Raw genomic sequence first — 25,299 nt, 5'->3', positions numbered from 1 at the left:
AACCCTCTTCCGAGAATCCCTCATCAGTCGACCCTGGAGACGCACGTGGCCAACCTCGACACCGCCCTGAAGGACGCCATGACGATCGACGGCGCGATCGGCATCGCGCTCGTCGACTACACCAGCGGGATGACCCTCGGCGTTGCCGGCGGCACCCCGGAGATCGACCTCACCGTCGCCGCCGCCGGCAACACCGACGTGGTACGCGCCAAGATGCGCACCATCGAGATGCTGAAGCTGAACGACAACATCGAGGACATGCTGATCACCCTCGGCAGCCAATACCACATCATCCGGCCGCTGAACGGCCCCAACGGCAAAGGGCTGTTCCTCTACCTGATGCTCAGCAAGACCCGGTCCAATCTGGCGCTCGCCCGGCACCGGTTGCGCAGCATCGAGGAGCAGCTGGAGCTGTGAACACCGGCGACGCCTTCCTGCCCCGCCGCGCCGCACAGCGACCGGACCTCCCGCCGCCGGTGACGTTCCCACCGTCGCTGGCCGGCAACCCGTCGCTGCCGTACCCGGCGATCGGCAACGAGCTGCACGAACTGCGTCTACAGATCCCCGGCGTACGGGGAAGTGTGCTGGGCGGCGTGGACGGCCTGCTCATCACGCACGACGTACCGGACGGCCAGGACCCCGACGACCTGGCCGCGATGGCGGCGGCGACCTTCGGCCTCGGCCGGCAGGTCAGCCTCCGCCTCGGTCAGGGCGAGTTCCGCCAGTCCACCGTCCGCAACGAGTCCGGCTATTTCGCCGTGTACGCCGTCGGCCCGCAGGCCCTGCTCTCCGTGGTCGGCGCCGACGCCATCAACGTGGCTCGCCTGCACCTGCACGCCCCACCGGTAGCGGAACGCCTCGCCAAACTCCTCGCCGACGCCTAAGCCAGCGCCGTCCCTCATCTGGGCGGTGGCCGGCGGGCGTGGACGCCCGGTCAGACCGCGCCCGTCGAGCCATCGGTCAGCTCACGCAGAATATCCGCATGGCCGGCATGCCGGGACGTCTCCTCCACCAGATGCACCAGGATCCACCGCAACGAAACCTCCCCGAGCTGCGGGTGGGAAACCACATGATCGAGGTCGAAACGCGCCGCCACCTCGCGGGAGTGGGCGCACTCCGCCAAGTACGCCGCGGACAACCGCTCGACGGTGTCCGCCTCGGCCAGGGCGAAACTGGCCGCCGCGTCCTCCTCGGAGGTGAGGTAGAAGTCCCCCGGCCCGGGGGCGAGCAAACACCGGAACCAGTTCCGCTCCACGACCGTGAGGTGCCTGACCAGGCCGGCGAGCGTCGTCGCCGACGGCACCAGCCGGTGGGCAGCGTCGGCGTCGGAGATCCCGTGCAGCTTGCGCAGCACCACGGCACGGTGAAAGTCGAGAAAGGCGTCGAGCACAGCGCGTTCGTCGCCTGTACTCGCCATGATCACAGCGGCTACATGATCGGGCCGGCCCTCCACCATCCCCGGACCCTAACGGCACCCCACGTACCCCCGCTGCCCCGTGCCCGGCGAGCGGGCGCAGCCGCCGTACCGGCAGACCCGGGAGCAGGCAACCTGAAGGGCGGCAACGAGCTGGTGGGCGACGGACGAGTCGACCTGTACGCCGGATTCTGTGCGCGGCGCGTACCCACAGGGGGCTTCGCGCCGGCGGCGGTCATCCATCTCGGCCTGCCGTTGCCGGCAGGCTCTTGCGGCCTACCCGCAGACATCGGGCGGGCAGCCCTCCAGCGTCTGCGCGGGTCGTCATCTTGCGGTGACGGCCCTTTCTTGGCCTTGCTCCGGGTGGGGTTTACCGAGCCACCCCGGTCGCCCGGGGTGCTGGTGGGCTCTTACCCCACCGTTTCACCCTTACCGGCCCCGTTGGGGCTGGCGGTTTGTTTTCTGTGGCACTGTCCCGCGGGTCGCCCCGGGTTGCCGTTAGCAACCACCCTGCCCTGTGGAGTCCGGACGTTCCTCGGCGACGGGCCGCAGCCCGCCGACGCGACCGCCCGGTCGACTCGTCCGTCGCGTACTCATCCTAGCGACACCGCGTCCGCGTCTATTGCCCTGGCTGCTCGGCGTTGATCGCGGGTGCCGGCGCCGGATGATGGCTGGGTGACGATGCCGCCGTTCACCGAGCGAGCAGCGGCGCAGCTGCCTGCCGTCCGGCTGGAGTTCACCTCAGTCGACATTTGTCGATGTACTGCCGGTGGGTCCGCTCCTGTCGGGCGGGTGACCTGGGAGAGTTCGAGGCAGGGGACTAGCCTGCGGATCATGGACCTTTCCAACGCCGCGTTGCTGCTCGCCGCCGGCCTGGCCGCGGGTACGGTCAACGCGGTGGCCGGGGGTGGTTCGCTGATCACGTTTCCGGCGCTGCTCGCGGTCGGGTTGCCGCCGGTGCCGGCGAACGTCACCAATTCGCTGTCGGTCGCGCCCGGGTACGCCGCCGCCGTGGTGGGCAGCCGGATGGACCTGCCGCGCCGGCGGCTGCTGGCCGCGATGCTGCCCACTGCGGTCGCCGGTGCGCTGGTCGGTGCCGGATTACTGCTGGTCACCCCGGCACGGGCGTTCGAGTTGGTTGTTCCCTTCCTGGTGCTGGGGGCGACCGCCGTGCTGGCGTTCCAGGATCCGTTGCGCCGGCTGGTCGGCAACCCCCGTGACCTGCTACCGCGTCGCCGGGCCGGCACGGTCCAGGTAGTGGTGGCGCTGGCCGCAGTGTACGGCGGCTACTTCGGCGCGGCCGTCGGAGTGATGCTGGTCGCCGGGCTGGCCCTGGCCCTGGACGCCACGCTGGCCCGGGTGAGCGCGATCAAGAACCTGCTGTCAGCCGTGATCGGCCTGACCACGGTGGTCGTCTTCGCCATCGCCGGGCCGGTGAACTGGGCTGGGGTGGCGGTGATCGCGCCGGCCACCCTGGTCGGCGGGTACGCCGGTGCCCGGCTGGTCCGCCGCCTACCGCCGGTGGTGTTGAAGACCGTCATCGTCGTCTTCGGCACCACCATCGGCCTATACCTGCTGTGGCGCGCGCTGTCCTGACCGCGCCGCGGCGGTGGAGTGTTGGCAGGGGGCCCTCCTTACACCTCGGCGAGGTGGGCGGTCTCGTTGACGGAGCGGACGGCGACACCGCCGTCGGGCCAGCGGTCCAGCACCGAGACGCCGGCGGCGTCGAGGTAGAGCCGGTGCAGGAAGGCGTCGCCGGCGGCGAGCGCGTCGCGCAGCATCAGCTTGATCGGTGAGACGTGTGAGACCAGCACGACTGTCTGACCGGGGTATGCGGCGAGCAGCCGTTCGGTCACCCGGGCGCAGCGCTGCGCGACCTGGGTGAACGACTCACCGTCCGGTGGGGCGATCCGGGGTGAGGCGAGCCAGGCGTCGAGTTCTCCCGCCCAGCCGGCGCGCACCTCGGCGAAGGTGCGTCCCTCCCAGGCACCGAAGTCGCACTCGATGAGGTCGTCGTCTCGGCGTACCGGGACGTCACCGACGGCGGCGGCGATCGCCTCGGCGGTCGCCGTACAGCGGGACAGTGGTGAACTGGTGACGGCCGCGACGTCGGGGGTGAGCGCGGCCACCCGGGCGGCGGTCGCCCGCACCTGGGCCCGGCCCTTGGCGCTGAGCGGGATGTCGCCGCGGCCGGAGTAGCGGCCCTGCTCGGTGTACTCGGTCTCGCCGTGCCGGACCAGGATCAGCCGGGTGGCGGTGAAGGTGGGCCGGGGTTCCCAGGAGACCGGCGCGGTGCTGAGGTCGGCCCCCGGAGCCTGGGTGCGGGCGGCCACCTCGGCCGCGCCACCGCCGGCCGGCTCCGGGCCGCCGAGGCGGCGCGGCGACTCGACCACGCGTGGCGGCGCGACGGCGGGTACGGCGGTGCCCGAGGTCGCGGCGGCATCCATGGCGGCGTTGGCGAGCGCGTCAGCGTGGGTGTTGCGGTCCCGGGGGATCCAGCTGAATCGGACGGCGGCGAACCGGCCGACCAGCTTGGCGGCCTCGGCGGCCAGCGGGCGCAGGCCGGGGTGCTTGATCTGCCAGCGGCCACACATCTGCTCGACCACCAGTTTGGAGTCCATCCGCACCTCGACCTCGTCGACGCCCAGTTCGGCGGCGGCGGCCAGGCCGGCGATCAGTCCCCGGTACTCGGCGACGTTGTTGGTGGCGGTGCCGATGGCCTCCTTCCGTTCGGCCAGTACCGCACCGGTCGCCGGGTCGCGGATCACCACGCCGTACCCGGCCGGGCCGGGGTTGCCCCGGGATCCACCGTCGGCCTCGACGACGACCGTACGCGGCGCCACCGCTACAGCCCGGACTCGTTGGTGCGGATCATGATTCGGCGGCAGTCCTCGCAGCGGACCACCTCGGCAGGGTCGGCCTTGCGGATGCGGGACAGGTCCGCGCCGGAGATGTCCAGCCGGCAGCCGCCGCAGCGGCCAGCGGCCAGCAGCGCCGCGCCGAGTCCGGTGTCACCGCGGATCCGGTCGTAGAGCTGCACCAGGTCGGCGGGGAGGTCGTTGGCGAGGGGCTGCCGGGCGGAGCGCTTGAACTCCTCCTCGCGGCCGATCTCGGCGAGGCTGTCGTCCCGCCGCTGTCCGGTGACGATCCGCCGCTCGCGCGCCTCGGTCAGCCGCCGCTCGATGCCGTCCAGTACCGCCTGGGCCGTTTCCCGCTGCTCCATCAACTCCAGCTCGGCGTCCTCCAGGTCGCTCTGCCGCCGGTTGAGCGAGACCAGTTCGTGCTGCAGGGCTTCCAGCTCCCGGGCCGGACCGGTACCGACGGCGAGCCGGTCCTCGTCCTTGGACTTGCGGGCCCGGACCTGGTCGACGTCTTTCTCCAGCCGGGCGATGTCGCGATCCAGGTCGTCGACTGCGACCTGGGCGCGGACCCGCTCGTCCTCCAGGGCGGACAGCTCGCGCGCGAGGGCCTCCAGTTCGGCGCGCTCCGGCAGCGACCGCCGCCGGTGGGCGAGCTGGGCGAGCGCGGTGTCGATCGCCTGGAGGTCGAGCAGGCGGCGCTGGACCTGGGGGTCAGCCTTCACGGGCGGGCTCCTTGTCGTCCGCGGCGGGTTCGCCCGCTGCGGGTGGGGCGGCGTGTACGGTCCACGGGTCGGTGGCCAGGTCGGACACCAGCGTCTCGACGCCGGGTGCGGCCCGCAGCACCGCGGCAAGGTCGTCCAGCCAGGGCCGCTCGGTGGCCCAATGGGTGGCGTCGAGCAACGCCGGTCCGTCGCTGGCCAGGTGCTCGCCGGCCGGATGGTGACGTAGGTCCGACGTGAGGTACGCGTCTACCCCGGCGGCGACCGCGTCGGCGAGGAAGCTGTCTCCCGCGCCGCCGCAGACTGCCAGGGTACGCACACTCCGGTTCGGGTCGCCGGCCGCGCGTACCCCGACGGCGGTTCGTGGGAGTACGGCGGCGGCCCGCCGGGCCAGCTCGGCCAGGGTCAGCGGCTGCGGCAGCCGGCCGATCCGACCGGCTCCCCGGCCCTGTCCGGCGGCGGGGGTACCCGGACGGGACGGTTGCAGCGGGCGTAGGTCGACCAGACCGAGCCGGGCGGCGAGGGCGTCGGAGACCCCGGGGACGGCGACGTCGGCGTTGGTGTGCGCGACGTGGAGTGCCACATCGGCCCTGATGAGCTGGTGGATGATCCGACCCTTGTACGTCGTCGGGGCCACCGAGGAGACTCCGCGCAGCAGCAACGGATGGTGAGCGATGATCATGTCGGCGCCGGTGTCGAGCGCCTCCGTGACGGTCTCGGGCACCAAGTCGACGACGCAGAGGATCCGGCGTACGGGGGCGCACGGGTCACCGAGCACCAGCCCGACCCGGTCCCATTCCTCGGCCCAGGCGGGCGGGTAGCGCCGTTCCAGCTCGGCCACCACGTCGGCGACGGTTGGCGCGGCTGTGGTTGTGCTCACGGCGGGCCAGCTTACCGGCGTCGCTGCCTCCTCGGGACGTCACCCGGTCGGACCGGGTGCGAGCCCGGGCCGCGGCATTCGCCGCGGCCCGGTAGGACGTGTGTGCGCCCGCCGGAGAGGCGGGTGCCGGTGACCCGGGGGCGGGGTTGTTGACCGGGGGCTTCCGCCACCGGAGGCGTTAGTCGGGGGCCCTTCCTTTCATCCGGTGCGGCAGAGGTGGTCGCGGACGGCGGTCAGGGGCAGCGCCCAGGGGAAGGCGTGCTGGTGCCGCTCACCCGTGCCGGGTGGGTGCAGCGGAAAGACGTCGTCGCCGAAGAGCACGCTCACCCCCCACTCGGCGAGCCGGGCGATGCCCGCCCGGAAGGCGGGGTGGGCGGCCATCGCCGCGTTGGTGTACGGGACGGCCACCAGCGGCACTCCCCTGCCCTGCGCCTCGACCAGCAGCCCGAGGGCGAGGGTGTCGGTAATGCCGGCCACCCACTTGTTGATCGTGTTGACGGTCGCCGGACAGACGATCATGGCACCGGCGGTCGGCAGCACGTCCGGGTCGCCCGGGTTCTTGTAGTGCGTACGCACCGGGTGGCCGGTCTGGCGGGCCAACGCGGTGCGGTCGACGAACTTGGCGCCGTCCGGCGTGGTGATCACGCAGACGTCCCAGCCGTCCTGCTGGGCCAGCTCGACGAGCCGGCCGACGTCTCGGGCCAGCGGCGAGCCGCAGGCGATGATGTAGAGCACCTCGCGGTGCCCGTCGTGGCGGTGCGAACCGGTCATGCCGGCTCCGAGGTCATACTCCTACTCCCATGTGCTCAGCCAACTCCGCGATCGGAGAAGGCGGCGCACCACGTGTGCGACGCAGGACGTCCGACATCACCTCGTGGGCGATCGGTCGGCAGCGGACCTCGGAGGGTGCCAGCCGGTCACCACGCAGCAACATCTCGCCGGCGTTGGCGGCGTCGCCGATCTGGGCATAGGCCCGGGCCAGGTCGAGCAGGTGATGCGCCCGGCGTTCGGGCAGCATCGCGTCGAGGAGCACGGGTTGGATTTTGGTTTGGTGCACCTCGATCGCCCGCCCGCCGTCGCCCAGCTCGACTGCCGCCGCGGCTCGGTGCAGCTCCACGTTGGTCGGACCGAAGGAGGTCCAGTAGTGGTTCAGGTCACTACCGAGTTCGGCCGCCGCCTCGTACGCCCCGTTGAGCAGATCCTCCACGGTCGCGGCGTCGCCGATGCGGGACGCGGCCATCGCGCCCTGGAGAAGCAGCATGCCGTAGACGGAGAGCCGCTCGGGCCGGCTGTCGTTGTGGCCACCCGGCGCTAGCTGGTTGGCGATCCGGACGTTCAGCTCCAGGGCCGGCCGGGATCGGCCCATCGCCGCCAGGGCGTTGCAGACCCGGGTGGTGGCGACGCCGGCGAGCAGGCGGTCGTCGGCTCGTTGGGAGACCGCGATGGACCGGTCGGCGGCGAGCCAGGCGAGTTCGCACTCACCCAGCTTGCGCAGCACCGAGGAGGCGATCTGGTAGACCTGCCCGAGCAGGTTCGCGGCGCGTCGCGACTGGTCGCCGCCGTACACCGCGTCGGCCGCCTGCGCGTCGCGCAGCAGCTTCGGCAACGCCCGGGTGAGCATGCCGTAGCGGCCGTACTGGTACGTCAGCCAGGCGTGGGTGACCGCCTTGCTCATGTCGGCCAGCGGCGGCGGGCAGGGCGCCGCGTCGAAGTAGGCGCTGATCGAGTCGTACCGCTCCAGGGCCGCCCGGATCTCGTCGACCTCGATCTGGTCGATACAGTTGAGCGCGTCCGTCCGCCGTTCGGGATCCTTGCCGAGCAGCAGTTGCACGTCGATCTGGAGGATGTCGGCGATCTCGTAGAGCACGGAGAACTTGTCCAACCGCCGCACGCCGCGCTCGACCTTGTCGACCCAGCTTTTCGACTTGCCCAACCGGTCGGCGAAGACCTGCTGCGACATCTTCCGGCGGCCCCGCCAGTAGGCCACCCGCCGCCCGATGGGTAATTCGTCCATCTCCCGGTCCTCCCCTTGCTGGTGCCCTGGCCAGGAGCCGGGGGCCGACTGTTGGGCGCGGTGATCCGTCCGTTACAGGTTCCGCTGGTCGCACAGGAAGTGCGTCAGCCATCTGGCTGATTCTCGTACTTTTCGTGCATGTTGCATGAGCCACTTTGTGAGGTCAACGAGCGCCGTCTACGACAGTGACGCTGCTCGACGTACGAGCTGACGCCGGCCAACTCCGGCGAGGGGAGATGGCATCAATGTGGGGAAATGTCGGACCGCGCGTGGCGCGTCTGTCGCCGTTGGAACGGGTCCGGCTGCGCCGGGTAGCGGTCCGCTACGCCATGCACGGCTGGGAGGTGACCCCGGGCGCCTGCCTGGTGCGAAGCCGCTTCGTCTGCGGGCGGGCCGGCTGCCCGACAGTCGGCTGCCATCCCGCTCTGGAGGACTGGGAACACGCGGCAAGCGCCGATCCGGCGAGGGTGGCGACCTGGTGGCAGACCCGGCCATACGGCGTGCTGCTGCCCACTGGTCGCTCCTTCGACGTGCTGGAGGTCCCCGCCCACCTCGGCAGGCCGGTCCTGGACGCGGTACGGGTCCACCCCGTCGGTCCGGGCGTACGCGGGCCGGTGCTGGTCACCCCGACCGGGCGGTGGATGTTCCTGGTCCGGCCGGGTGACCCGCTGCGACCCGAACTGGAGCACTGTCTGCACGTGGTGCGGCACGGACCGGGCTCGTGGATCCCGGCACCGCCCACCCGACTACCCGAGGGCCAGGTCCGCTGGGCGGTCGCGCCGGAGCAGGCCCGCTGGCAGCTGCCGGACTCCTACCTGGTGCAGAACACTCTGGTAGACGCGTTGCGGGTAGCCGGCATCACGCTGGCCTCGGCGCTGGTCCCCGGTCACCTGCCGCTGCCCCGCCGCGGTCGCTGACCGGCCTGCGAGCGGCTGCCGACGGCGGTCGCGGACAGGAAGCCGGCAGCGACCGGTGGCGCCGGGCGCTCGTTGAGCCCTACGACGGCGCACCGGCGCCGGGAGCGGGGATCAGATGTCCACCGACGACACCAGACACCATCCGGGCGGAGCCGAACCACCGCGGCGACACCAACCCGGCCGCCGCCCGGTGGCCACCCGGCCGTTGGGCACCCGGCCAGGACGACCTCGGCCGCCCGGCACCCGCCCGGCCACCACCCACCGTCCGGCACGCTGACCCTGAGCTGCCCGACCACGAACATCGTGCGGCCGGCCATGACCATCGGGACAAACCTCACGATCAGGCGTACCGGAGCCGCCACGGCCGCTCGTGACGATCCCGCCCACCGAACCCACACGCAGGGCCGCCCGCTCCTCCGCGGCGGCAAAGTAGCAGCAGGATGAGCGCGTGAGTCCACACCACAGCGGGTATTCCGCCACGCCGTTGCTGAACGCGTGAGGGGAAGGCACATGCTCAGCAAAGAGGATCAGCGCAGATTTGAGCAGATCACCCGGCACCTGCGGGAGAGTGATCCGGCGTTCTACGCCCGTCTCGATCATCGGGCCCGGATCCGGCGTGGCCGGTGGCTGTTGTTGATGACCATCGTGCTCTGGGCGGCGCTGCCGGCGACGACCGTGCTCGCCGGACGACTGGCGGGTGCAATCTTCGCCGTGGTCCTGCTGACCAACGCGGCGCTCATGTGGCGCTTCCGGCAACGCTGGCTCTGACCGCCCCGGATGGCAGGGGCGTGGCAAGGGCCGGCAGGGCTACTCGCCCAGCTGGCGGTAGGCGTGCCGCAGTCGCTCGGCCAGGCCGGGCCCACCGATGGCCGGCGCGGGCGCACCGAGCTGGCGCAGCAGCAGGTCCGGGCGGCTGGTCAGGCTGGGCGGACGGTCCGGCAGCGGCACGGGCGGCAGCCAGAACCGGTCGACCGCCTCGGCCAGGGGCGCGGCGGGCAGGTCGGCGAGGGCCCGTGCGGCCCCGGCGGCCGGCACATCCGCCTCGCCGTGACCGGGCGGGGCCGGATGGTGCTCGCGGCCGTCGTCGGTGGCACCGGACCTCGCCCGCGCCGGTCGGGTACCCGGCCGCGGATCCGGCAGCTCGCGCGCGTCGACGCCCGGTTCCGGCGCCGAGCCCACCGCGCGCAGCTCGCGTAGCCGGGCGAGCAGTTGCGCCCGGCCTCGCCCGCGCCAGTGCAGCAGCGTGAACGGATCCGCGTCGAACGCCTCGGCAAGCAGATAGAAGGTGGCGGCGAGGTGCTTGCAGGGCACCGCCGCGTCCGGGCATGAGCAGCGCTGATCCAGCTCCTCCACGGCAGCGGGAAACAGCGGCGCGCCGACGCCGGCGAACAACTCCTCCAGCTCGGCCGGTAGGTCACCGGCGAGCAGCCGGGCGCTGAAGAACGCCTGCGCAGCCAACTCCGCCTCGATCCGCGCCCACAGCCGCGCCGGAAAGGGTGGCAGCGCCACCTGGACCTGGTACGGCCGAGGACGGGAACCCTGCACGGCGGCCCGCACCACTCCCGGAGTGACGTCGAGGCTCACCACCTGGCCGGCGCGGGCGTAGGACCGGCCCCGGGTCAGCCTGGTGCCCAGCGCGAACGACTCCAGCACCTCCAGGAACCGGCGGGACCACCAGGAGACCCCGATCGCGCCACGGGTGCTGCGGGCCCGCAGGCCGCCGTCGACCCGACGGGGTCGGCCGTAGTCGGCGAACCCGCCACCACTGCCGTCGCTCACTGCGCCACCGCCCCCGCCTCCAAGCTGAACAGCTCACGCAGTTGACCAGTGGACAATTCGGTGACCCACTGTTCACCGGTGCCGACGACCGACGCGGCCAGGCCACGTTTCTCGGCGATCAGCGCGGCCACCTTCTCCTCCACCGTGCCGACACAGACGAACTTGCGGACCTGTACCCGGCGGCGCTGACCGATCCGGAACGCGCGGTCGGTGGCCTGGTCCTCCACCGCCGGATTCCACCACCGGTCGACGTGCACCACATGGTTCGCGGCGGTCAGTGTCAGCCCCGTACCGCCGGCCTTGAGGGACAGGACGAACAGCGCGGGGCCGCCGTCGGACTGGAAGCGGGCCACCATCGCGTCACGGTCGGCCTTGTTGACGCCGCCGTGCAGGAACAGCACCTCCCGACCGAACCGGGCCGACAGATGCCCGCGCAACATCCCACCGAACTCCGCGAACTGTGTGAACAGCAGGGCCTTCTCCCCCGCCGCCAGCACCTCGTCGACAATCTCCTCCAGCCGGGCCAACTTGCCGGACCGCCCGTCCAGCGACGAGCCGTCACGCAGGAGCTGCGCGGGATGGTTGCAGACCTGCTTGAGCCGGGTCATGGTGGCCAGCACCAGGCCACGCCGTTCGATGCCGTCGCTGGACTCGATCCGGGCCAGCATCTCGTCGACCACCACCCGGTAGAGCGCGGCCTGCTCGGCGGTGAGGTTGCAGAAGACTTCCATCTCCAGCTTCTCCGGCAGATCCGAAATGATCGTCGAGTCGGTCTTCAACCGGCGCAGCACGAACGGGCCGGTGACCCGGCGTAGCCGCTCGGCGGTCTCGGCGTCGCCGTGCCGCTCGATCGGCTCGGCGAACCGCTTGCGGAACGTGGCCGCCGGGCCGAGCAGACCCGGATTGGCGAACTGCATGATGGACCAGAGGTCGGCCAGCCGGTTCTCCACCGGCGTACCGGTCACCGCGATCCGATGCCGGGCAGGCAACGCGCGGACCGCCTCGGCCTGCCGGGTCGCGGCGTTCTTGATGGCCTGCGCCTCGTCGAGCACCACCCGGTGCCAGTCGATGCCGGCCAGGTCGACCGCGTCGCGGGCGGCCACCGAGTACGTGGTCAACACCAGGTCAGCCGCCTGCACGGCGGTCCCGAAACCGTCGCCCCGCGCCCGCTGCGCGCCGTGGTGCACGTGTACGCGCAACTCCGGGGTGAAGCGCGCGGCCTCCCGCTGCCAGTTGCCGACCAGCGACATCGGACAGACAAGCAGCGTCGGACCGGCCTGCTCCGGGTCGGCCGCCAGCAGGGCCAGCAGCTGCACCGTCTTACCCAGTCCCATGTCGTCGGCGAGTACCCCGCCGAGGCCCAGCGACTGGAGGAACGCCAGCCAGGCCAGCCCGCGCCGCTGGTACGGCCGCAGCGTGCCCCGGAAGGACGGCGGTTCCCGCAGCGGAGCGAGCCGGCGGTCCACCGCCCCGGCGAGCAGATCACCCAACGCGCCGTCGGCGGTCACCTCCAGCACCGGCAGGGCGTCCGGCTGCTCGGCGGCGGCCAGCCCGAGCCGCAGCAGGTCGACGACGCTAAGCTCGCCGGTGGAGTGCAGCAGCCGCAGACCGGCCGCCAGCCGTTTCGGGTCCAACTCGACCCAGCGCCCGCGCAGCCGGACCAGCGGGGTCTTCAGCTCCACCAGCCGGGCCAGCTCGTCTGCGGTCAGCGGCTCGTCGCCCAGGGCCAGTTCCCAGCGGTAGTCGACCAGGGCATCCAGCCCGACCCTCTCGGCCGGTCCGGCGACAGTGCCGGGCGCGGTCCGGGAGCTGGCCCTCAGCCGCGCCCCGAGCCGCGAGGCGGGACGCCGCCACCAGGACGGCAGCAGCACCGTGAAGCCGGCCGCGTGCAACGTCGGCGCGCCCTCACGCAGGAACCGGTGCGCGCCCTCGGCGTCCAGCTCCAGCCGTTCCGGTGTCGCGGTACGCAGCGCGACGTCCAGCTCCGGCCAGAGGCGGCTGGCCCGGCCCAGTTCGGCCAGCAACGTCTCCTGCGGCTGGTCGCCGAAGGCGTCGACGTCCTCACCCCGCCACACCTGGCCCGCGTCGACGTGCCGACCCGGCTCGTCGCTGGTGCGCAGCCCGAACTCCACCCGCCACTGCTCCGGTGCCGAGGCGCGGGCGTCGAGGTCGGCCGGTACCACTGTCACCGACTCGGTGATCTCGTCAGAAGGCGGCTCGACCAGCCGGAAGCTGGCTCGCACCGACCCACCGGCGGCGTCGCGCTGCCAGGCGTCCAGCTCGGCCCGCAGGGCGCGCAGCGCCGCCGGATCGGCGTCGAACTCACGGTGCGGCCCGGTCAGCACGTTCAGCCAGGCCGTCACCGCACCATTCGGTCGCACGCCCCGGGCCAGCATGGCCGGCAGCAGCGCCGCGCGCACGGCGGCATCGGTGAGCGCGTCGAGCCCCGCCGCGACCAGCGGCCCCGGCGCCTCGGTGGGACCGACCACCATGGTGGGCAGGTCGGCCTCGACGACAGCCCGGGCGGCCGGCGGCAGGGCCAGCGCCAACGACCGCGCCCAGGCGGCGTCCGTGCCGGTGAGCAGCGGTCGCCACACCGCCGAGGCGCGCATGCCACCGTCGACCGGGCCGGCGGGCCTCGCCGGGGCGGCACGACGGGTTCGGCCAGCACCACGGGTCGAGCCAGCGACGCCGGACTGGCCGGCAGCGATCGTCGAGGAGGCGTAGCGGGCCGACCGGGTGGCCGCGGGCAGTTCGGCGAGGCCGGGCAGGACGCGGCCACGGGCGGCCAGGTCGACGGCGAAGTCGGCCAACTCGACCAGGTGCCGCAGGCTGGCGCCTGGCGCGGCGGCCAGCCCGTCGAGGGCACGCAGCAGCGCCAGGGCGGCGTCCGGGGCGTACACCAGCATGGGGACCCGCCAGCCGGCCAGGGTGACCGGGCCACGGACCGGTGCCACGGCGGCGGTCCGGATCAGCTCCGGCGAGTCCAGCGGCGAGCCGGCCCGGGTTGGCAGGCACAGAAGTACGGTGCCCAGACCGGTCGGTTCGGCGGTCTCGGCCAGCAGGGAGACCAGCGTGGCGTGCCCGGCGGCGAACGGGTGCGGGCGGTCCCGGGGCGCACGGCCCGGTCGACGCGGCGCGTTCGACGCCAAGGTGCTGTCCTCGGCCCACACGACCAGGCCGGGGCCCGGCAGCCACGTCCCGTGCACGACCAGCACGCGCTCCCCCTCCGAAGGAAGGGCCCCTTGTTGACGCTCAAGTTAAGCAGGGGCCCCTCTGTTGACACCCGGGCCAGAATAGGCGGCGCCGGGGCGGACTACCGTCGGCACCATGTACGGCATGTTGGTGATCGGCAAGCTGGGGGCGCGACATGGGCGGAGGCGGCCGGCTACGCCACGCGCGTCGCCGCGGCGGCCTGCACCCACGACGGCATGGAGTACCCCCGGGGCCTGCTTCCCCGCGACCGACGGCTCCCGCTGGTCGGGCAGGTTGATGCGGCTAACCCTGCGGGCCGGCGGTGGGCGCGGCAGGATGGGCACATGGCATCATCGGTTGAGATTCCGCTGGTGGGCGGCGCAGCCGACGGCGAGCACGTCACCGTCGAGCTGGACCCGAACGGCAGGCCCCCGCTGACCCACCATCATCTGGGGCCGGCGGGCCTGGCGGCGGCGGACATCTACGAGCTGGAGTCGACCGACACCGACCGCCAACAGTGGCGCTACTGCTGGCGTGGCCCGGCGGTCTGAGTACGCCTCCTGCTCAGGCGCCGACCTCGACCAGGGACCGGTTGCGCAAACTGTCCAGCACCGCCCGGGTGACCTGCGAGGTGCCCCGCGCCTCGTCGCACACCTCGGCGACCCGCCGGGCGGTGGTTTCGGCCCGCTGGTCGCGCTCGTCCCACAGCTGGTCCACCTCCGCCAGCAGCGGGCCCTCCACCTCACGCTCCACGCCGCGCAGCGCCGGCACGCCCAGGCGCTGCGCGAGGTCGAAGACCTTGCCGGCGTACGGCAGGGGCAGGAATGGTGTACCCATCATCGCGGCGAAGATCAGGAAGTGCAGTCGCATGCCGACCGCGAGGTCGAAGTGGCGCATCAGACCCAGCACCTGCTGCGGCGAGTAGGTGCCGTGCAGGATCCGCCCCCGCTCGGCCGCGATCATGTGAGACAGCACGCCGTGCGAGTGCCGGATGTCGTCGCGCTCCATCGGCACGAACAGCACGTGCGCGTCGATCCGGTGCACCAGGAAGTCGCCGATCTGGGCCAGCAGCCGGTGGTACCCGTCCACGTCGAGACGTTCCGCCGCCCGGCCCGGCTCCCGCACACTCATTCCGACCAGCCGCTTGCCGTCCGGAACCCCCTCGGAGCGCAGCAGGTGCGCCGGGAAGTCCTCCGGTTCCAGCAGGAAAGCCGGGTCGGCGGTGACGGTGATCGGGTTGAGCAGGCCGGCCTCCTCCAGCACCATCCGCGATTCCTGGTCGCGTACGGTCACCTGGGTCGCGCCGGCCAGCGTCTCGCGGACCATGCCGGTGTCCACCATCTCGCTGAGCGGCCCAACGCCGACGGCGTACGTGAGCAGCGGCAGGCCCCGCTCCTGCGCCACCCGGACGACCCGCAGATAGCGGCGCGCCTCCTTGTCGTAGAGGATGCCGCCGCCACCCAGGATCAGCAGGTCGAGTTGGGACAGCACGAGGGCCGAGTCGGTTCGGCTGACCCCCTCCCACGGCACGGCCTCAACGTCCGGGTGGGCCTGCGAGGTGTGCGCCGGGTTCCGCGAGAACACGATGATCCGGGCGTGTGGCTCCTGCTGGCGCAGGTCGGTCAGCAGGCCGGTGAGGATGGCCTCGTCACCCAGGTTGCGCCCGCCGTACGAGCCGAGTACGCCGATAGTCAGTCCGGCACGAGTCATCCGTCGCTCCTCCCCAGGTGCGTCCGGTTCGACGTTTCCCCACTGCAGCGGCGAACAGTCCCCCGCTGACCTGCGTGGATCGGACGGCACGGCCAAGGGGGCTGCTCGTCGAGGAACGGGGCACGCGGGTGGAACGACATACGGGTGAGCACGAGGAATCGGCTTCGCCGGGCCGAGTCACCCCTTGATGTCCGGTCTGGGTGGAGAAGATCCTCGGCGACCGGAGGGATCACGCCGAGCGGTTCGGCAGGGTGTGGGTGAGGAAGGGCAGCACCGCCGCCGGCAGGGCCGGCGAGTCGACGATGTCGTAGTGGGTGAGGCCGGGCAGCACGGCCAGCCGTGAGGCAGGACGACCGGCGCCGTCCCAGGCACCGTCGCGGTGCCCGCCGCCGAGCAGGCCGAAGAACTCCACAATGTGGCCGGTACGGATCGAGTCGGCGTCGGCGAAGATCAGCAACGTCGGTGTGGTGACGGTGGCAACCTCAGGTGACCAGTCGTACTCGCGGCGCAGCAGTGCACCGGTCTTGGCCCAGAGTCGCGGCCAGTCCTGCGGGCGGGGCGCGACCTGCTGGTAGAGCTGTTCCGGCGGGGTGCCCCGCATCCGCTCGCCGGCTGACTCGTCGGGCTCGGGCATGTCGGCGAGCACCTCGGAAAACCAGCCCTGCCGCCGGCACGGCGCGGAGACCACCACCAGCCGGCGGAGCAGGTGCCGGTGCTGGATCGCCATCCGAAGGGCCACCCCGCCGCCGAGGGAGTAGCCCACCACGTCGGCCTCCGGCAGGTCGAGGTGGCTGATCAGCGAGGCCACGTCGTCGGCCAGCGACTCGTACCGCAACGGCCGGTCGACGTCGGCGCTGCGCCCGTGGCCCTGCAGGTCGACACTGATCACCTGGCGCCGCCGTGCCAGCGCGGGGCGGATCGCGGCGAACGTCTCCACCGCACCGAACCCGCCGTGCAGCAGTACCAGCGGCCGTCCCGAGCCGTGCGTCTCGTACCACAGCCGCACCCCGTTGACCTGCGCGTAGCCCATTCGCTCCTCCTATCTTCGGCTGGCCCGGTCGAGATCATCCTGCCCGGACCTCCGATGGCCGCGCAGGCCGACCTGGGCACTGATGTGCGACGGACCCGATTGCCCGTGGTCAAGGCGACCACCATCGTTGAGGTATGCGTCTCGACCTCTCCACCCGGCGAGCCGGACGAGGTAGGAGCCGAGTACAGGGCCAGCGACACCGGCGCGTCGGCGTACGCCGCGCGCAGCTCCCCGTCTGCGGGTGGGGCACGGCCAGGGCAGGTCACAGCCGCCGCAGCTCCACACCGGCAGCACCGGGCCGTGGCTGCTCACCGCACACCACCAGGTGCAGGTACTTCGGATCAAGGGCATGACCGAGACCTCGCCGGGCGTCGGCGTCTACGTCACCGAGTAGGCCACCACCCCGCTCTTTCGACCTTCAAAGCGCTTCGTCTGGCGGGGTCCGTCCGCATCCGCGACCTCGGACCGTTGTCCGCAGGCGGCGGTCTTCGACACGGCGATGAAGTCGTTGGCTGAGAGGACCACCCCACGCTTACCGGGTTGATGGCAAAGTGCTCAGTCGACAGGTTTTCGCGCCGGTCCTTCGGGTCGTCGACGCACTTGACGACCGCCGCCATGCGCCATGCGCTGGTGGTGCGTGGTGGGCGCGGCAGGTTTCGAACCTGCGACCCCTCGCTTGTAAGGCGAGTGCTCTCCCGCTGAGCTACGCGCCCGGGACGCCGTACGACGGACCGACGGTTGGCAACCCTACCCTGCCAACCGTCGGCCCCGCCGGACGGTCACACCGGTCGGGACCGGTCAGGCCGTGGCGTCCGCCAGGGCCTTGCGCCAGCCCTGCTGGTCGCGGGGCTCGCCCGGCATGTTCATCTCGGCGAAGCGGACCACCCCGGTCTTGTCGATGACGAAGGTGCCCCGGTTGGCGATGCCGGCGACCTCGTTGAAGACCCCGTAGGCCGTGGCGACGGCACCGTGCGGCCAGAAGTCGGACAGCAGCGGGAACTGGAAGCCCTCCCGGTCGGCCCAGATCTTGTGGGCGTAGACCGAGTCGACGCTGACGGTCAGCACCTGGACGTCGTCGCTCACGTACTCGTCGAGGTTGTCCCGCACCTCGCACAGCTCGCCCTGGCAGACGCCGGTGAAGGCCAGCGGGTAGAAGACCAGCAGGACGGCACGGCGTCCGTGGAAGTCGGCAAGCCGGACCTCCTGGTTGTTCTGGTCCTTCAACACGAAGTCGGGCGCCTCGGCGCCAACCTCGATGGGCATGTGTTCTCCTCGGGTCGGGATGGGATGGAATGGGCCTCAGCCGGGCGGTGCGGGCGGTGCGGGGCCTACTTCTTGCCCTTGACGCCGCGACGCAGCACGAGTCGGCCGCCGCTCCAGTCCTTACCGGCGTTGATGGTGGAGGTCTGCTGGAGGCCGGCGGTGGGTGCGGACTCGGCGATCTCGCTCGGCTCGACGTGCCCCTCACGGCCGGCCTTGGGGGTCAGCAGCCACACGACCCCGTTGTCGGCCAGCGGCCCGAGGGCGTCGACTAGGAGCTCGAAGAGATCACCGTCGCCGTCCCGATACCACACCAGCACCGCGTCGACCACCTCGTCGGTGTCCTCGTCGACCAGCTCTCCACAACGGTCGGTCAGGGCGTCTCGGAGATCCTGGTCGACGTCGTCGTCGTAGCCCATCTCCATGACGACCATCCCCGGCTCGATGCCGAACCGGTCCGCCAGGCTGCGTACCCCGTCAGCAGCCTGACCAGCGGTCGCGCTCACTGTCGCGTGCCTCCTCATCTCGTCCGTACCGCGGCGTCTGCTCGACGCCGTCAGGCAAGTCCACACAGTTGTGCCGTCCCGCGCAAGTGGCGCACCGGGTGGAACGAAATTTACCGTGCCAGCAGCGTACGGGCACCGTCGGTGATGGCCTCCTCGGACACCAGGACGTGGCGGGCAGCCGGACCCAGCGGCACAAACGAGTCAACTCCGGCCACTCGGCGCGCCGCACCCACATATCCGGCGTCGACCAGGGCGGCGATGACGCCCTCGCCCACCCCACCGGACCGGCGGGTCTCGTCCACCACCAGCACCCGGCCGGTCGCGGCGGCCTCCCGGATGAGGTCGGCGACCGGCAGCGGCGCGAGCCACCGCAGGTCGACCACCCGGCTGCCGATCCCCTCGTCGGCCAGCGCCGACGCCGCCCGCAGCGACATCCGCACCCCGTTTCCGAAGGTGATGATGGTGACGTCCTCGGCCGAGCCCACGCCGTACACCCGGGCCCGCCCCACCGGCACGTGCCCGCCGGCCCACCCGCCCGGCTCGGGATAGCCGGCCAGCCACTCGCCGTCGCCGTCGGTGTAGAGGTCCCGGGTGTGGTACAGCGCGATCGGCTCCAGGAACACGCAGACGCTGCCGTCCACGGCCGCGCTGGCCAGGCAGGTGCGCAGCATCGCCGCCGCGTCGTCCGGCCGCGCCGGCACGGCGATCACCACGCCGGGCACATCCCGCAGTACGGCCACCGAGTTGTCGTTGTGGAAGTGCCCGCCGAAACCCTCCTGGTACGCGAGCCCGGCCACCCGCACCACCATCGGGTTTCGCCACGTCCCCTGGGAGAAGAAGGCCATGCTCGCCGCCTCGCCCCGCAGCTGGTCCTCGGCGTTGTGCAGGTACGCCAGGTACTGGATCTCCGGCACCGGCAGCATCCCGGCCAGCCCCGCGCCGAGCCCGAGCCCGAGGATCGAGGTCTCGTCGAGCAGCGTGTCGAACACCCGTGCCACGCCGAACCGGTCACGCAGGCCCTTGGTCACCCCGTAGACCCCGCCCTTGGCGGCGACGTCCTCGCCGAAGACGGCCATCTGCGGGTGGCTGAGCAGCCCGTCGGTGAGCGCGGCGTTGATGCTCTGCGCGAGGGTGAACGGCCCGGCCAGTTCGGGCGGCTTGCCGCCGAACGCCTCGGCCCGCGCGGCAGCACCGGGACCGGCGGCCAGGGCGCCCGCGCCGGCGATCGCCCTGGCGACCCGCAGCGGACGCCGGGGCGCCAGCGGGGCGACCACATCCACCGGGCTGGTCAGCTTCGGCTCGTCGAGCACCTCCTCGGCGATCCGGCGGACCCGCCAGCCGATCTCGTCGTACCGTTCCAGCAGCTCCGCGCCGCCGGCCAGACCCGCGTCGACCAGCCGCCGCGCGGTGGCGACCACGGGGTCCCGGTGCACGTCGGCGGCGATCTCCTCGGCGCTGCGGTAGGCGCTCTCGGCGTCGGCGCCGGCATGGCCCATCAGCCGTACCGTGGTCAGGTGCAGCACGGCCGGGCGCCGTTGGCGGCGTACCCAGGCCGCCGCCTCGACCGCCACCTCGTACGCTTCGACCAGGTCGGCACCGTCGGCGGCAAAGTACCGGATACCCGGCTTCGACCGCAGCGCGGTCGCCACCCAGCCCTGCGGGGAGCGGACACTGATGCCCAGTCCGTTGTCCTCGCAGACGAACAGCACCGGAATCCGCAGGCCGGTGTGGTCGTACCAGCCGGCGGTGTTGAAGGCGGCGGTGGCGCTGGCGTGGTTGATCGAGGCGTCGCCGAACGAGCAGACCACGATCGCGTCCGCCGCCCAGGGCGCCGGGGCCGGCGGTTCGCCGGGCTGGGCCGGTCCGCGCCGGGCGTCCTGCCGGCGTAGCCGCTCCACCGCGAGACCCATGCCGACCGCCCGGGGCAGGTGTGAGGCGATGGTGGAGGTGGTCGGCACCACGGCGAGGTCGGCGCGGCCGAAGACCTTGTGCCGGCCGCCGGCGATCGGCTCCTTGCTGGAGGCGACCATGCCGCGCAGCACGTCCCGCGCCGCCTCGGTGTACGCCTCGGGCAGCGGCCGGCTCGCCGGCTCGCCGCCGGGCTCGACCCAGTCGCCTCCGACCGGCGTCGCGGAGCTCCGAACGGCGTCGGACGGTCCGGCCGCCGCCAGCACCCGATGGCCGGGCGCGCCCGCCGAGGAGTCCGTCTCCGCCCCAGGTTGCCCGGCAGCGCACTCGGGGTCGGCAGACGGCTCCGGGGCGGCGGGGCCAGCGTCGCTGGCGTCCGGCACGCCGTGGGCTGGGTCCGACGTGCCGTCACCGTGCTCACCGCCGGTTCCGTCGTCGTCGAGGGGTTCCGCGCCGCCGCCGGGGCCGCTTTCGCTCACACCGGTGGTGCCGACGAGGACCGTACCGTCGACGGCACGGTCATCGGTGGCGCCGTCGGCCGGGTCATCGACGTTCCGGTCCGCGACCGCCGCAGGGACCGCCGTGGGGACGGCGGCCTGGGCGGCCCGGACGCAGTAGAACGCGCCGGAGCGGTAGTGCAGCAACGCGGGGTCGGTGGGCCGCAGGGCGGCCGCCACCGCGGCGTTGCCCTCGTGGCCGGCGGAGCCGATCGTGTAGTAGCCCTCACCGAAGCTGCGCAGCCAGCGACCGGCCAAATCGAGTTGCCGGCTGGTGATCTGCGCGTCGAAGAGGTCGAGCAGCTGGGCACCGGTCAGCGCGGCGTCGTCCGCCACCGGTCGCGCCGGGTCGACGGGATGCTGCGGGTCGACGCGGGGCTGCGGCGCGGCGAGCGCGGCCAGGGACTCCCGGAACCGGTCGTCGAGATCCTGCGGCGTGGTCACGTCCGACAGCATTACCGACCGACGCACGCATCGCACAGTCGAGGGTGTTTCGGGAACCGGAACGCTGTCGCGGTCGACCCGTCAGGTCGCTACCGGCCGCAGTCCTGCGGGCAGCCGCCGTCGGAGACCTTCCAAACCAGGTCGCGCAGGACGGCCAGCTCCTCGGTGTCGAGCCCGGCCAGCAGCCGGGAGTCGGACAGCACCCGGTGTACCCGCTCGCGTATCAGCCGACCGGCGACGGTCACCACCAGCGCCTTCTGCCGCCTGTCAGCCAGGTCGACGCGACGTTCGACCAGCCCGGCCTGTTCCAGCTTGTCCACCAGCGCGGTGACGTTGGACCGGTCGCAGCGCAGCTGCTCGGCCAGGTCACGGGCGGGCAGTGGGTGGTCCGGGTCGAGTTGGTACAGCGCGCGGGCGACGGCGGGAGTCAGGCCCAGCGCGGCGATGTCGAGATCCTGGTGGTGTCGCAGCGCGGCGGCGACGTGCATGATCCGGCGCACCGCGTCACCGGCCAGCCCGGGGCGGTCGGTCCGGACTGGGACGACCGGTGTGAGGAGTGACCGCGACATGGTCACATCCTATGTTCGGCGATTCTGGCGCAGCTCAGACGCCCGGCGGGGCATCAGCCGGGCAGAAAGGAGAAGCGGACCTGCCGGGTGGTGTTGTCGCCGTTGGTGTCGACCAGGCAGACCGACTGCCAGGTACCCAGCGCCAGGCGACCGCCCAGCACGGGCAGCGTCGCGTACGGCGCGACGAACGCGGGCAACACGTGGTCGCGACCGTGCCCCGGCGAGCCGTGCCGGTGGCGCCACCGCTCGTCGGTGGGCAGCACGGCGTCCAGCGCGGTGAGCAGGTCGTCGTCCGAGCCGGAGCCGGTCTCGATGATGGCCACGCCGGCGGTGGCGTGCGGCACGAAGACGTGCAGCAGCCCGTCGCCGGCCCCGGCGAGGAACTGCTCGGCCTCGGTCGTGATGTCGCGGACGGTCGGCCGGGAACCGGTCCCGACGGTGATCACCTCACTGCGCATCCGCCCATCCTGCCCCTACTGACGCCGGCCGTTCGAGACCTTGGGCCGTAGCCGCCCTTCGGGAGGGGTCCCGCACCACGTTCTCGTCGGACTCGCCGGGTCGGCCCCGGCGGGCTCCGGGAGGGCGGGCCCGGACGAGCCGGGCGGACAGCGTTACTGGTGGGTACCTGTGTCGCGCGTCGCCCTTCCGCCGGGTGGACGTGACGCCGAGTGCCCCTACGGGGCAGGATGGCGCTAGAGACCTATCCCACACACAACCGAGGGAACGCCTGTGGCTACGGAACGCAAGCGCCCGGTGATCACGGCCGGCCTGCCGAGCCAGCTTCCGGACATCGACCCCGAAGAGACCAGCGAGTGGGTCGAGTCGCTCGACGGTGTCATCGACGATCGTGGCACCAAGCGGGCGCGTTACGTGATGCTGCGTCTGTTGGAGCGCGCCCGTGAGCGCCAGGTCGGCGTGCCGTCGCTGACCACCACCGACTACCTCAACACCATTGCGCCGGAGCGCGAACCGTGGTTCCCCGGCGACGAGCACGTCGAGCGCCGTATCCGGGCCTACGTGCGGTGGAACGCGGCGATGCTGGTGCACCGTGCCCAGCGGCCCGAGATCGGCGTCGGCGGGCACATCTCCACCTTCGCCAGCTCCGCCTCGCTCTACGAGGTCGGGTTCAACCACTTCTTCCGGGGCAAGAACCACCCGGGTGGCGGAGACCACATCTTCTACCAGGGCCACGCCTCCCCCGGCATGTACGCCCGCGCCTACCTCGAGGACCGGCTCAGCGAGGACCAGCTCGACGGCTTCCGGCAGGAGTTGTCGCACTCGGCCGGCAGCCTCCCCTCGTACCCGCACCCTCGGCTGATGCCGGACTTCTGGGAGTTCCCCACCGTCTCCATGGGGTTGGGTGGCCTGAACGCCATCTACCAGGCACGGTTCAACCGGTACCTGCAGCACCGGGGCATCAAGGACACCTCCGACCAGCACGTCTGGGCCTTCCTCGGCGACGGCGAGATGGACGAGCCGGAGAGCCTCGGCGCGATCGGGGTGGCCGCCCGCGAGGAGCTGGACAACCTCACCTTCGTGATCAACTGCAACCTGCAGCGCCTGGACGGTCCGGTCCGCGGCAACGGCAAGGTGATGCAGGAGCTGGAGGCGTTCTTCCGGGGCGCCGGCTGGAACGTGATCAAGGTGGTCTGGGGCCGGGAGTGGGATCCGCTGCTCGCCGCCGACACCGACGGCGCGCTGGTCAACCTGATGAACACCACGCCCGACGGTGACTACCAGACCTACAAGGCGGAGTCCGGGGCGTACGTGCGGGAGCACTTCTTCGGCCGGGACGCGCGAACCCGCAAGATGGTCGAGGGGTTGACCGACGACGAGATCTGGAACCTCAAGCGGGGCGGCCACGACTACCGCAAGCTCTACGCGGCCTACAAGGCGGCGACGGAGCACACCGGCCAGCCGACGGTGATCCTGGCCAAGACCATCAAGGGCTGGACGCTCGGCTCGCACTTCGAGGGCCGCAACGCCACCCACCAGATGAAGAAGCTGACGCTGGAGGACCTGAAGACCTTCCGCGACCGTCTCTACCTCGACATCCCGGACTCGGCGCTGGAGGAGAACCCCTACCTGCCGCCGTACGTGCACCCGGGCAAGGACTCCGAGGAGATGCAGTACCTGCACGAGCGGCGTCAGCAGCTCGGCGGTTACCTGCCTACGCGGCGGACGAGCCACAAGTCCCTGAACATCCCGGGTCCGGAGCGCTTCGCCGACGTCAAGCGGGGTTCGGGCAAGCAGAAGGTGGCCACCACGATGGCCTTCGTCCGCCTGCTCAAGGACCTGATGAAGGACAAGCAGTTCGGCAGGCGTTGGGTGCCGATCATCCCGGACGAGGCGCGCACCTTCGGCCTGGACTCGATCTTCCCGACCGCCAAGATCTACTCGCCGCACGGTCAGCGGTACGTCTCGGTCGACCGGGAGCTGTTCCTGTCGTACAAGGAGTCGACCACCGGGCAGATCCTGCACGAGGGGATCAACGAGGCCGGCTCGGTCGCCTCGTTCACCGCGGCCGGCACGTCGTACGCCACCCACGACGAGCCGATGATCCCGATGTACATCTTCTACTCGATGTTCGGGTTCCAGCGCACCGGTGACGGTCTCTGGGCCGCGGCCGACCAGATGACCCGGGGCTTCCTGCTCGGCGCCACCGCCGGGCGCACCACACTCAACGGCGAGGGCCTACAGCACGAGGACGGGCACTCCCTGCTGCTGGCCGCCACCAACCCGGCGGTGGTCGCGTACGATCCGGCCTTCGCGTTCGAGATCGCGCACATCATGGAGAGCGGCCTGCACCGGATGTACGGCGAGCAGCAGGAGAACGTCTTCTACTACCTCACCGTCTACAACGAGCCGATCCACCAGCCGGCGGAGCCGGAGGGGGTGGACGTCGAGGGGATCGTCAGGGGCCTGCACCGTTACGCCCCCGCCCCGTCGGTGGACGGTGAGGCGCCGCGGGCGAACCTGCTCGCCTCCGGCACCGGCATGCAGTGGGCGCTGAAGGCACAGCAGCTGCTCGCTCAGGACTGGGGGGTGGCCGCGGACGTCTGGTCGGTCACCTCGTGGACGGAGCTGCGCCGGGACGCCGTGGAGTGCGAGGCGCACAACCTCCTGCACCCGGGCGCGGAGCAGCGGGTGCCCTACGTGCAACGCAAGCTGGCCGAGGCCGAGGGGCCGAAGGTGGCGGTGAGCGACTGGATGCGCGCGGTGCCGGACCTGATCTCCCGGTGGGTGCCTGGAGACTGGACCTCGCTGGGCACCGATGGCTTCGGGCTGTCGGACACCCGGCACGCGCTGCGCCGGCACTTCCACGTCGACGCCGAGTCGGTCGCGGTAGCGACGTTGCGGCAGCTCGCCCTGCGCGGGATGGTACCGGCCCACGTCCCGGCCGAGGCCGCCAAGAAGTACGCGATCGACGACGTCAACGCCGCCCCGGTCGGCGAGACCGGCGGCGACAGCTAGCCGGCACCACGCCCGACGGGGCCCGGCGCGGTGGACACCGCCCCGGGCCCCGTCGCGTGTCGCCGGTATGACCCGTCCGATATTGACCGGCATCTTCTTCTTGCAACAGAAGGCATTCACAA

The 25,299-nt window shown here is 71.9% G+C and carries 20 protein-coding genes, 1 tRNA gene, 1 other RNA gene and 6 pseudogenes; 8 read left to right on the top strand and 20 right to left on the bottom strand.

Annotated elements, in window-relative coordinates:
• Window positions 1-45 precede the first annotated feature (45 nt).
• Window positions 46-417, top strand: a complete 372-nt coding sequence (locus ACFHWY_RS09920) for a hypothetical protein (RefSeq protein WP_416579825.1) — start codon at window positions 46-48, stop codon at window positions 415-417.
• Window positions 414-884, top strand: a complete 471-nt coding sequence (locus ACFHWY_RS09915; RefSeq protein ID WP_416579824.1) for a roadblock/LC7 domain-containing protein — start codon at window positions 414-416, stop codon at window positions 882-884. The genes ACFHWY_RS09920 and ACFHWY_RS09915 overlap by 4 nt, the downstream gene beginning before the upstream one ends.
• A 50-nt stretch (window positions 885-934) precedes the next feature.
• On the opposite strand, the gene ACFHWY_RS09910 is transcribed toward ACFHWY_RS09915, so the two are convergent.
• Together ACFHWY_RS09910 and rnpB are read right to left on the bottom strand one after the other, a co-directional pair.
• Window positions 935-1,456 (bottom strand): DinB family protein, encoded by a 522-nt coding sequence (locus ACFHWY_RS09910; protein WP_416579823.1) that lies wholly within the window; start codon window positions 1,454-1,456, stop codon window positions 935-937.
• Window positions 1,457-1,578: 122 nt separating this feature from the next.
• Window positions 1,579-1,995: RNase P RNA component class A (rnpB, locus tag ACFHWY_RS09905), an RNA gene on the bottom strand.
• A 253-nt stretch (window positions 1,996-2,248) separates the two neighbouring features.
• On the opposite strand from rnpB, the gene ACFHWY_RS09900 reads away from it, so the two are divergent.
• Window positions 2,249-3,010, top strand: coding sequence for a sulfite exporter TauE/SafE family protein (locus ACFHWY_RS09900; RefSeq protein WP_416579822.1), 762 nt, complete (start codon window positions 2,249-2,251; stop codon window positions 3,008-3,010).
• A gap of 38 nt (window positions 3,011-3,048) precedes the next feature.
• Here the strand turns inward: ACFHWY_RS09900 and ACFHWY_RS09895 are convergent, their stop codons facing one another.
• The 5 genes from ACFHWY_RS09895 to ACFHWY_RS09875 all read right to left on the bottom strand — a co-directional run bounded on the left by ACFHWY_RS09895 (window position 3,049) and on the right by ACFHWY_RS09875 (window position 7,888).
• Complete coding sequence (locus ACFHWY_RS09895; protein WP_416579821.1) at window positions 3,049-4,257, bottom strand: bifunctional RNase H/acid phosphatase; 1,209 nt, start codon at window positions 4,255-4,257, stop codon at window positions 3,049-3,051.
• A 2-nt stretch (window positions 4,258-4,259) separates the two neighbouring features.
• The gene (locus ACFHWY_RS09890; RefSeq protein WP_416579820.1) at window positions 4,260-4,997 is read right to left on the bottom strand and encodes a zinc ribbon domain-containing protein; all 738 of its coding nucleotides are present in this window, start codon (window positions 4,995-4,997) and stop codon (window positions 4,260-4,262) included.
• Window positions 4,987-5,874 (bottom strand): Nif3-like dinuclear metal center hexameric protein, encoded by an 888-nt coding sequence (locus tag ACFHWY_RS09885; RefSeq protein WP_416579819.1) that lies wholly within the window; start codon window positions 5,872-5,874, stop codon window positions 4,987-4,989. Before ACFHWY_RS09885 ends, ACFHWY_RS09890 begins: the two co-directional genes overlap by 11 nt.
• 198 nt (window positions 5,875-6,072) lie before the next feature.
• Window positions 6,073-6,645, bottom strand: a complete 573-nt coding sequence (locus ACFHWY_RS09880) for a flavoprotein (protein ID WP_416579818.1) — start codon at window positions 6,643-6,645, stop codon at window positions 6,073-6,075.
• Between the two features lie 13 nt (window positions 6,646-6,658).
• Window positions 6,659-7,888 carry a helix-turn-helix domain-containing protein gene (locus ACFHWY_RS09875; protein WP_416579817.1) on the bottom strand — a complete coding sequence of 410 codons (1,230 nt, stop codon included), beginning with the start codon at window positions 7,886-7,888 and terminating at the stop codon, window positions 6,659-6,661.
• Window positions 7,889-8,133: 245 nt separating this feature from the next.
• Here ACFHWY_RS09875 and ACFHWY_RS09870 point away from each other — a divergent pair, with 245 nt between their 5' ends.
• Both ACFHWY_RS09870 and ACFHWY_RS09865 read left to right on the top strand, forming a co-directional pair.
• Window positions 8,134-8,805: a bifunctional DNA primase/polymerase gene (locus ACFHWY_RS09870; RefSeq protein ID WP_416579816.1), complete on the top strand. Its 672-nt coding sequence runs from the start codon at window positions 8,134-8,136 to the stop codon at window positions 8,803-8,805.
• Window positions 8,806-9,315: 510 nt separating this feature from the next.
• Window positions 9,316-9,573 carry a DUF3040 domain-containing protein gene (locus tag ACFHWY_RS09865; RefSeq protein ID WP_092381867.1) on the top strand — a complete coding sequence of 86 codons (258 nt, stop codon included), beginning with the start codon at window positions 9,316-9,318 and terminating at the stop codon, window positions 9,571-9,573.
• A 39-nt stretch (window positions 9,574-9,612) separates the two neighbouring features.
• Here ACFHWY_RS09865 and ACFHWY_RS09860 read toward each other — a convergent pair whose 3' ends face one another.
• The 3 genes and pseudogenes from ACFHWY_RS09860 to ACFHWY_RS09850 form a co-directional block, all read right to left on the bottom strand.
• The gene (locus ACFHWY_RS09860) at window positions 9,613-10,584 is read right to left on the bottom strand and encodes an SWIM zinc finger family protein (protein WP_416579815.1); all 972 of its coding nucleotides are present in this window, start codon (window positions 10,582-10,584) and stop codon (window positions 9,613-9,615) included.
• Window positions 10,581-12,722: pseudogene (locus ACFHWY_RS09855) on the bottom strand (DEAD/DEAH box helicase); the annotation flags it as partial. The pseudogene ACFHWY_RS09855 and the gene ACFHWY_RS09860, both read right to left, overlap by 4 nt.
• A 65-nt stretch (window positions 12,723-12,787) precedes the next feature.
• Window positions 12,788-13,802 (bottom strand): annotated as a pseudogene (locus ACFHWY_RS09850) (ATP-dependent helicase); the annotation flags it as partial.
• A 321-nt stretch (window positions 13,803-14,123) separates the two neighbouring features.
• Between ACFHWY_RS09850 and ACFHWY_RS09845 the strand changes: the two are divergent.
• On the top strand, window positions 14,124-14,330 hold the full coding sequence (locus ACFHWY_RS09845) for a hypothetical protein (protein ID WP_416579814.1): 207 nt from the start codon (window positions 14,124-14,126) through the stop codon (window positions 14,328-14,330).
• Window positions 14,331-14,343: 13 nt separating this feature from the next.
• Here ACFHWY_RS09845 and ACFHWY_RS09840 read toward each other — a convergent pair whose 3' ends face one another.
• The 3 genes and pseudogenes from ACFHWY_RS09840 to ACFHWY_RS09830 all read right to left on the bottom strand — a co-directional run bounded on the left by ACFHWY_RS09840 (window position 14,344) and on the right by ACFHWY_RS09830 (window position 16,831).
• Window positions 14,344-15,489 (bottom strand): polysaccharide pyruvyl transferase family protein, encoded by a 1,146-nt coding sequence (locus ACFHWY_RS09840; RefSeq protein ID WP_416579813.1) that lies wholly within the window; start codon window positions 15,487-15,489, stop codon window positions 14,344-14,346.
• Window positions 15,490-15,722: 233 nt separating this feature from the next.
• A pseudogene (locus tag ACFHWY_RS09835) lies at window positions 15,723-16,519 on the bottom strand (alpha/beta fold hydrolase); the annotation flags it as partial.
• 9 nt (window positions 16,520-16,528) lie between these two features.
• Window positions 16,529-16,831 (bottom strand): annotated as a pseudogene (locus ACFHWY_RS09830) (hypothetical protein).
• Here ACFHWY_RS09830 and ACFHWY_RS09825 point away from each other — a divergent pair.
• Complete coding sequence (locus tag ACFHWY_RS09825) at window positions 16,761-16,913, top strand: hypothetical protein (protein ID WP_416579956.1); 153 nt, start codon at window positions 16,761-16,763, stop codon at window positions 16,911-16,913. The pseudogene ACFHWY_RS09830 and the gene ACFHWY_RS09825 sit on opposite strands and share 71 nt — an antisense overlap.
• 244 nt (window positions 16,914-17,157) lie before the next feature.
• On the opposite strand, the gene ACFHWY_RS09820 is transcribed toward ACFHWY_RS09825, so the two are convergent.
• The 7 genes and pseudogenes from ACFHWY_RS09820 to ACFHWY_RS09790 all read right to left on the bottom strand — a co-directional run bounded on the left by ACFHWY_RS09820 (window position 17,158) and on the right by ACFHWY_RS09790 (window position 22,161).
• Window positions 17,158-17,232, bottom strand: a tRNA-Val gene (locus ACFHWY_RS09820).
• A gap of 85 nt (window positions 17,233-17,317) precedes the next feature.
• On the bottom strand, window positions 17,318-17,782 hold the full coding sequence (locus ACFHWY_RS09815) for a peroxiredoxin (RefSeq protein ID WP_416579812.1): 465 nt from the start codon (window positions 17,780-17,782) through the stop codon (window positions 17,318-17,320).
• 65 nt (window positions 17,783-17,847) lie between these two features.
• The gene (locus ACFHWY_RS09810; protein ID WP_092381877.1) at window positions 17,848-18,285 is read right to left on the bottom strand and encodes a DUF3052 domain-containing protein; all 438 of its coding nucleotides are present in this window, start codon (window positions 18,283-18,285) and stop codon (window positions 17,848-17,850) included.
• A gap of 110 nt (window positions 18,286-18,395) precedes the next feature.
• Window positions 18,396-20,381: pseudogene (locus ACFHWY_RS09805) on the bottom strand (thiamine pyrophosphate-dependent enzyme); the annotation flags it as partial.
• A 339-nt stretch (window positions 20,382-20,720) separates the two neighbouring features.
• Window positions 20,721-21,146, bottom strand: a pseudogene (locus ACFHWY_RS09800) (transketolase); the annotation flags it as partial.
• Between the two features lie 77 nt (window positions 21,147-21,223).
• Window positions 21,224-21,703, bottom strand: coding sequence for a MarR family winged helix-turn-helix transcriptional regulator (locus tag ACFHWY_RS09795; RefSeq protein ID WP_416579811.1), 480 nt, complete (start codon window positions 21,701-21,703; stop codon window positions 21,224-21,226).
• A gap of 53 nt (window positions 21,704-21,756) precedes the next feature.
• On the bottom strand, window positions 21,757-22,161 hold the full coding sequence (locus ACFHWY_RS09790) for a YjbQ family protein (protein ID WP_416579810.1): 405 nt from the start codon (window positions 22,159-22,161) through the stop codon (window positions 21,757-21,759).
• A gap of 271 nt (window positions 22,162-22,432) precedes the next feature.
• Between ACFHWY_RS09790 and aceE the strand changes: the two genes are divergently transcribed.
• Window positions 22,433-25,177 (top strand): pyruvate dehydrogenase (acetyl-transferring), homodimeric type, encoded by a 2,745-nt coding sequence (aceE, locus tag ACFHWY_RS09785; RefSeq protein WP_416579809.1) that lies wholly within the window; start codon window positions 22,433-22,435, stop codon window positions 25,175-25,177.
• The last annotated feature ends 122 nt before the right edge of the window (window positions 25,178-25,299 follow it).

The sequence above is a fragment of the Micromonospora sp. LOL_024 genome (assembly GCF_048060415.1).
Taxonomy (GTDB): Bacteria; Actinomycetota; Actinomycetes; order Mycobacteriales; family Micromonosporaceae; genus Micromonospora.
This window is presented reverse-complemented; position numbering and strand designations above follow the sequence as displayed.